Source organism: Cohnella sp. (assembly GCF_041641335.1).
Classification (GTDB): Bacteria; Bacillota; Bacilli; order Paenibacillales; family Paenibacillaceae; genus Cohnella.
Genome location: NZ_JBEPYQ010000048.1, coordinates 41867 through 48920, shown reverse-complemented (window position 1 = coordinate 48920; position 7054 = coordinate 41867). Strand labels below are relative to the sequence as shown.

The 7054-nt window shown below is 56.7% G+C and carries 5 protein-coding genes; 4 read left to right on the top strand and 1 reads right to left on the bottom strand.

Going from position 1 to position 7054, the window contains the following annotated elements:
• Positions 1–775 (bottom strand): helix-turn-helix transcriptional regulator (locus ACESLM_RS16595; protein WP_372632697.1); only part of this gene is annotated, 775 nt, incomplete at its 3' end.
• A 117-nt stretch (positions 776–892) separates the two neighbouring features.
• Here ACESLM_RS16595 and ACESLM_RS16590 point away from each other — a divergent pair.
• Genes ACESLM_RS16590 through ACESLM_RS16575 form a run of 4 tightly spaced genes read left to right on the top strand, consistent with a single transcriptional unit; the run spans position 893 to position 6940 of the window.
• Positions 893–2395 carry an L-arabinose isomerase family protein gene (locus ACESLM_RS16590; RefSeq protein ID WP_372632696.1) on the top strand — a complete coding sequence of 501 codons (1503 nt, stop codon included), beginning with the start codon at positions 893–895 and terminating at the stop codon, positions 2393–2395.
• Between the two features lie 19 nt (positions 2396–2414).
• Positions 2415–3464: an autoinducer 2 ABC transporter substrate-binding protein gene (locus tag ACESLM_RS16585; protein ID WP_372632695.1), complete on the top strand. Its 1050-nt coding sequence runs from the start codon at positions 2415–2417 to the stop codon at positions 3462–3464.
• Positions 3454–5289 carry a cache domain-containing sensor histidine kinase gene (locus tag ACESLM_RS16580; RefSeq protein ID WP_372632694.1) on the top strand — a complete coding sequence of 612 codons (1836 nt, stop codon included), beginning with the start codon at positions 3454–3456 and terminating at the stop codon, positions 5287–5289. Before ACESLM_RS16585 ends, ACESLM_RS16580 begins: the two co-directional genes overlap by 11 nt.
• On the top strand, positions 5276–6940 hold the full coding sequence (locus ACESLM_RS16575) for a response regulator transcription factor (protein ID WP_372632693.1): 1665 nt from the start codon (positions 5276–5278) through the stop codon (positions 6938–6940). The genes ACESLM_RS16580 and ACESLM_RS16575 overlap by 14 nt, the downstream gene beginning before the upstream one ends.
• Positions 6941–7054: the final 114 nt, after the last annotated feature.

Sequence of the window (7054 nt, the reverse complement as noted above, 5' to 3'; positions counted from 1 at the left end):
AAGCGATCTCCGCCACGGGCATGTCGGTGAAGCGAAGCAGCTCCTTGGCTCGGGTGATCCTCGTATGGATCAAGTATTCGTTCGGGGAGAAGCCGGTGTAGCATTTGAATTCCTTGGACAGGTGATACTTGTCGACGGAGAACGCCGCGGCTACGCCGTCCAGCCTCGATGGCTCGCCGTAGTGCCGGTCGTAATGCTTCATGACGTCCCGCACGAGCGCGGGAATTCCCGGCGCGGCTGACGCGTCGCGGTTCTGTACGGCCAGCAGCAGCTCGGTCAGCAGGTCGACGATCAGCCGGGAGCCCGTCAGCTCCGAATGAAACGTTCTTCGTTGGCCGAGGGAGACGATGTCTCCCATAATGGCTGGAATTCTCGAATCGTCGGACAAACGGAGAACGGGGCTGCCGGCAGCGGAGAATCGCTCGTAATAGGCCGGAGAAGAGCCGCCGTTAAAATGAACCCATACCATTTCCCACAGCTCGTCGGGATCGGTTTGGTAATGCTGGTATTTGCGGCAGTCGACATAGAAGAGCTGTCCTGGCGAGAGCACGTAGTTTTTGCCGTCGTAGGTCAAGCTGGCTCTTCCGTTCGTCGTGTAGAGAACCAAATAGGAGTCCAGGTTTTCGCGTTCGGTATAGTAAGCGGGCATCGTACGGAACTTTCCGGATTCTTGTACATAATACAGAGACGCTTTGGCAAATGCGGAGGGTGTGGCGATCGTGCGGATCGAATCGCCCGTCCAGTCGTGGGAGGCGTCTTCCCGGTAGCCGGGCATATTGAATCAACTCCAAGATAGTGTTATTTTTGACCAAGATCGTAGGATGTCAGAGCTGCTGAAAGCATTTACAATCAAGTTATACTCATTATTTCATAAGATAACGGGGTGGTAAACGTGTCTTTCAAGCAAGCGATAAAACCGCCGCGCAAAGCGCGAATCGGATTGTACAGCGTCGGCCTTCGGGCGTATTGGGAGCAGTTTCCGGGGCTGCGGGAGCGTCTCGTCGAATACGGCAAAGCAATCGAAGAACGGATGTCCCAATGGGGAGAAATCTACAATTACGGGCTGGTCGATACCGAATACGAGGGGCGCAAAGCGGGCGAGTGGCTGAACGCCAACAACGTCGACCTGGTATTCTGTCATGCGGCCACGTATTCGACGAGCTCCACGGTGTTGCCCGTCCACCAAATCTGCGGGGCGCCGGTCGTATTCTTGAACCTTCAGCCTACCGATCGGATCAACTACGAGCAGACGACGACGGGGGAGTGGCTCGCCCATTGCGGCGCGTGTCCCGTACCGGAGTTCGCCAACGCCTTTAATCGCGCGGGCATTCCTTTCCGGGTCGTCAACGGCTTGCTCGGATTGGAGAAGACGCCGGAGATCTCCCTGACGAACGAGAATACGCGGCAGATGCCGGAGGCGATGCGCGCCTGGAGGGAGATCGAGGAGTGGGTTCGCGCCGCATCGATTCCCCGCAACCTCAAGCATAGCCGGTTCGGGTTCTTGGGCAATACCTACAGCGGAATGCTCGACATGTACAGCGATTTTACGATGGTGCAGGCTCAGACGGGACTTCATGTGGAAGTGCTGGAAATGTGCGATCTCGACCGTCTGCTGAAGGAGGTCACCGAACGCGAAGTCAAGGAAAAGCTCGAAGAGGTTCGCCAGATGTTCCGGATCAGCGGCGATTCTCCGTCCGATCCGATCGCCAGGAAGCCAAGCGACGAGCAGCTCGACTGGTCGTGCCGGGTCGCCGCCGCCCAGGAGAAACTCGTTCGGAAATTCGATCTTGACGCGTTATGTTATTATTACCATGGCGCGCCCGGAGGAGACTACGAGAAGCTTCAGGGAGGATTTATCGTCGGCCATTCGCTGCTGACGGCCCGAGGCATTCCGTGCGCAGGGGAAGGCGATCTCAAGACGGCTCTTGCGATGAAGATCTGCGATCTTCTCGGCACGGGAGGCAGCTTCTCGGAGATCGTCGTCGTCGATTACAAGGACGGAACGATCCTGCTCGGGCACGACGGTCCGTTCCATATCGCCATCTCGGAAGGCCAGCCTGTGCTTCGCGGAATGGGGCTTTATCACGGGAAGCAGGGTACCGGAGTGTCCGTGGAAGCGAAGGTCAAGACCGGACCGATCACGACGTTGAACGTGACCCAGAGGGGAGACGGCAAGCTGAAGCTGATCGTCAGCGAGGCCGAATCGACGGACGGACCGATCATGCGAATCGGCAACACCCAGACTCCGGTCAAGTTTCGGATGCAGCCGGATGACTATTTGACTCGCTGGTTCGCGGAAGCGCCGACGCACCATTGCGCCATGTCCATCGGACATAACGCAGGATTGTTCTCTAAAGCAGGAGAATTAATGAAACTCGAACAAGTCACTCTATAAAGAGAGCGGGAGGAGTCTTGTGTTCCGTATATTTGCGATTTTTCTGGCCGCAGCGCTGCTGATGACAGCGTGCGACTCCGGTACGTCCAAAGGATACGAGCTGATTTACTCGATGGAGCCGGAAAGCTCAGCCGAGGCGAAGCCTCCTGCGGAGACAAGCGGTCCTCCCGCCCGATACCAAGTGGCCTTCGTTCCGAAAGTCGGGAACGACTATTTCATGTACGCGGCGGAAGGGGCCAGAGAAGCGGCCGAAGATTTGGGCATCGACTTGCTCTACCGGGAGCCTGCAAGCGCCGACGCCGAGCTTCAGATCGAGATCGTCCAAGAGCTGATCGAGCGACAGGTCGATCTGATCGCCTTGTCGGCCAACGATCCGGACAAGCTGGTTCCGATCCTGCGAAGGGCGATGGACGAAGGAATCGAAGTCGTTACGTGGGACGGAGACACCCGGGCGGAAGGCAGAAGGTTTTTCGTCAATATGGTCGATCCCGAAGTGCTGGGGCGTCATCTGTTGGACACGCTCGCCTTAACGATGGGGGAAGAGGGCAAGTTCGCCATTATGACCAGCTCGTTTTCCGCCGCTAACAACAACGAGTGGCTGAAATGGATCAAAGTCCAGCAGCAGCAATACTATCCTGACTTGGAGCTCGTGACGACGGTTACGACGGACGACGTGACGGAGAGAGCTTACGAAGCGGCCAAACAGCTGTTGGCCGACTATCCGGAGCTGGACGGCATTATCGGAAACTCTTCCGTCGCGCCGCCGGCAGCGGCGATGGCGGTCAAGGAAGCCGGGAAGCTCGGGCGGGTGAAAGTGGTCGGGCTGTCCAACCCGAATCTGATGAAGGAGCATCTGCTGGACGGCTCCGCGCAGATGTCGACGCTGTGGAGTCCGAAGAAGCTCGGCTATTTGACGATTCAGCTCGCCAACGATCTGCTGAACGGGAAGCTGCCGATCGATGGCCGGGAAATCGACGGCGTCGGAAATATACGCGTGAACGGGGATATGGTCATTATGGGAGAGCCGCTCGATTTTACGGCGGAAAACGTAGGTCAATATGATTTTTAAGCGCCGGCTCGGATGGAAGCTGCGGGATTATCCGATCGCGTACAAGCTGACCGTCACCTACGTTTTATTGACGGTAATCCCGTTGCTGCTGCTCGTCTACGTGTCCTATACGCAATACGCCAGGTCGGTCGAAGAGCAGATCGGCGAATATATGCCCCGGTTCCTGTATCAAGCGAACGCGGATATCGAGAAGCATATCGACGAGTTGACGAGGCTGCCGGACATGCTCTTCAATTCGGAAGACGTGCTGACGATTCTGCGGCGCGAGACCTACGACCGGAGATCCGCGTTAAACCGGGATCAATACGCGATGAACAGCTATTTGGCGCGCACATATACGAGCGGCAGGAACGCCGACGTCATGGGCGTGTTCGTCTTGTCGAACGGGCGTTTGTTCTACAGCGCGAAGGCCGGGTTTAAGGAAGACGATTGGAACGCCAAGCTCGGCGATTACATCGGGGGAGCGAAGACGACGGGCAGCCAAGCGCGCGTCGTGCTTCCGGACGAGATCGACGTAAGTCTGGATACGGATGTTCCTTACGTATTTATTCATAAGCCCATTAGCGACAACGACAACCGCAGAAATCTGGGAACGATGATGATCGCCGTCGACCTGAGCTTTATCGACGACATCGTGCGCAACTTCGAGAAGAACGAGCGGGCAGAGCTATGGGTTATGGCTTCGACGGGCAAGATAATCTACCATACGAACCGCCATAAAATCGGCACGATCGACGAGGAAAAAATCCGGTATCCGACGTTGAACGGCAGCTTCCGGACGAGCGCGTCCGACCCCGCCAAGCTGGTCAGCGTCAACCAGTCTCCCGAGAGGGGCTGGCTTCTCGTGCACAGCATTCCTCTCAAGGATTTGACCGAAAGGACGGATCTCGTTCGCAACGTGACCGTTGTCGTCATTATCGGCATCATTCTCGTCACTTCTTTTATCGCCATCCTCTTGTCCTATAGTATGACACGGCCGCTCAAGAAACTGAGCAGCCTGATGAAATCCGTCGAGAGAGGGGATTTCCAGGTCGATCTTCAAGTTCGAAGCGGCGACGAGGTCGGGACGCTGGCGCGAAGCTTCAATTCGATGATCTCGACGATCCGGGAATTAATTCAGCAGAATTATCAGATCGAGATTCGCCAGAAGGAGGCGGAGCTGTACGCGCTGCAGTCTCAGATCAACCCGCATTTCATGTACAACACGCTCGAGACGATCGGCATGGCGGTCGAAGAGGGAGAGACGGAGCAGGTGGTCGATATGGTCACGCTGCTCGGGAGGATGCTGCGGTTTTCCGTGTCCAATCAATCTAAGTCCGTCGCGATCGCGGAGGAAGTTCAGCACGTGAAAGATTATTTGACGATCCAGAAATTCCGCTTCGAAGACAGGGTGCATTTCGAGATCGTTCAGATGATGGACGACGAGGATTATCATAAGCTCTATACTCCGAAGTTCATCCTGCAGCCGATTGTGGAAAATTCGATCAAATACGGACTGGAGACGCGCAAAGCGCTCGAAATCTACCTCTCGGTCAGTCAGGAGTTCGGAGCCCGTTCGGGCAAGCGGGACATCGTGTTCCGGGTGCGGGACAACGGTCCGGGCATAAGCGGGGAGCGGATGGAAGAGCTGGAGCAGTCGCTTAAGAAAATCAGCTTCGAAGGAAGGAACGCGCACTTCGGACTTATTAACGTCAACGCCAGAATCGTGATGATGCACGGCGCGGATTACGGGCTGCAGCTTCACAGCATTGTGGGCAAAGGCACGGAAGTCATCATCCGGATTCCGATGACCAGAGGGGAGACGATCGCAAATGCAGACGATTAGAACGCTGATCGTGGACGACGAAGCCAGAATCCGCAGAGGAATCGAACGGCTTGTCCTCTCGTGCGGAGAAGGCTGGGACGTCGTGAAGACGGCCAGCGACGGCAGGGAGGCGCTCGATTATTTTCACGAGACGAACGGCGCGGTCGACCTGCTCATTACGGACGTGAAGATGCCCGAGATGGACGGACTGACCTTGATTCATGAAGCGAAGAAGAGCTTCTCCTTCTACCCTCTGCTCGTCAGCGGCTACGACGATTTTCAATATCTTCAGACGGCGCTCCGGGAAGGCGCGCTTGATTATTTGCTCAAGCCGGTCGACCGCGAGCAGTTCCGCAGCCGGATGGCGGAGATTCGGACAATCGTCTCCGAAGGGCGGTATCAGCGGCAGAAGCGCGGCGAGATGGAGCGGGACGCGGAGAAGCACCGCAAGGCGCGGCAAATTCAGACGCTGAGCTACATTACCTCGATGGACATCGATATGGCTTCGCTCGGATATTGGGTCGACGATTTTCCGAAGGGGCAGTACGTTCTGCTGGCGGTGCGCATGGATACGATGCCCGTCAAGACGAGAAGCTACAAGCCCGGGGATTGGAAAGCCTACTTCTATGCGCTGGAAAATATAATGGGCGAAGTGCTGGACAACCACTTCGGAAGTTCGGATCGGCAAGGCTGGTGCTGGAGGGGCGGAGAGGCGGAATTCTGGATGCTGCTCTACAGTCCCGATTCCGAGCTGGAGTGGGAGGAGGCGACCTACGAGCTGGCGTCCAAGCTCCGCTCCTCGATCCAGACGTACACGCCGTTCTCGGTGTCCGTCGCCTATGGGGATCCGATCGAGGACTTGTACCTGCTGCCGGAAGCGAAGCGACAAGCGGTAGGTCTCATGAATTACCGGCTTCTTCACGGAGGCAATCGCATCTTTCGCCAGGAGCGCTCCGAAGCGGAGGGGGATGCCGTCCAGACCGGAGCGCCGGACAAAGAGCTAGCCGCAGCGCTTCGTAAGCTTAAGCTCGGCGTCGAGCAGGGCCAGGCGGAGGAAGCCCGCGAATGCTCCAAGCGGCTGTTCGAGCTGCTGGATCGGATGGATTCCCCCGAACGGCTGCAGAAGACGGCCAGGAACGCGATGCTCCTCATCCATTCCGCCGGCCTGGAAAATCTCAGCGCCTACGCGATCTCCCTGTCGATCGAGGAAGAGCTGCATAAGGCGGAACGCGCGGCCAATCTGCAAGAGTTGAAGAGGGTCGTGAACGATTTGCTGGAGCGCATTCTGGAAGACATCGGACAGGCTCGCGAGAGTGGCAGCCGCAAGCCGATCGAACAGGCGAAAGCCTGGATGGCCGAGCATCTGGACCAGGAGATCACGATCAAGAAAATCGCGGACCAGGTGTACATGAATCCGACCTATTTCAGCGAGTATTTCAAGCAGCAGACGGGCGAGACGATGCTGGACTATTTGACCGGGCTGCGGATCGAACGCGCCAAGACGCTGCTGGACGACCAGAAGCTGAAGATTCAAGACATCTGCGGCCTGATCGGTTATCAGGACGTGAAATATTTCAGCAAGCTGTTCAAACAGCGGACGGGAATGACGCCTTCGAAATACCGGGAACATTTGCTGCAGCAACATGGAGGAGGAGAACCGAATGGTCAATAGCAATAAATTCGCCTGGACCTGACTGTTTTCATGACCCGAAAGATAACCCCCTTACCTGAATAATGTCCCCTATGGAAGCCCTCCCGACCCCTGTATCCTTAAACTACACGTTGA

Bases quoted from the DNA above. Each gene is read 5' to 3' on its own strand.
- ACESLM_RS16580 (WP_372632694.1), top strand. From the start codon at position 3,454: ATGATTTTTAAGCGCCGGCTCGGATGGAAGCTGCGGGATTATCCGATC.
- ACESLM_RS16575 (WP_372632693.1), top strand. From the start codon at position 5,276: ATGCAGACGATTAGAACGCTGATCGTGGACGACGAAGCCAGAATCCGC.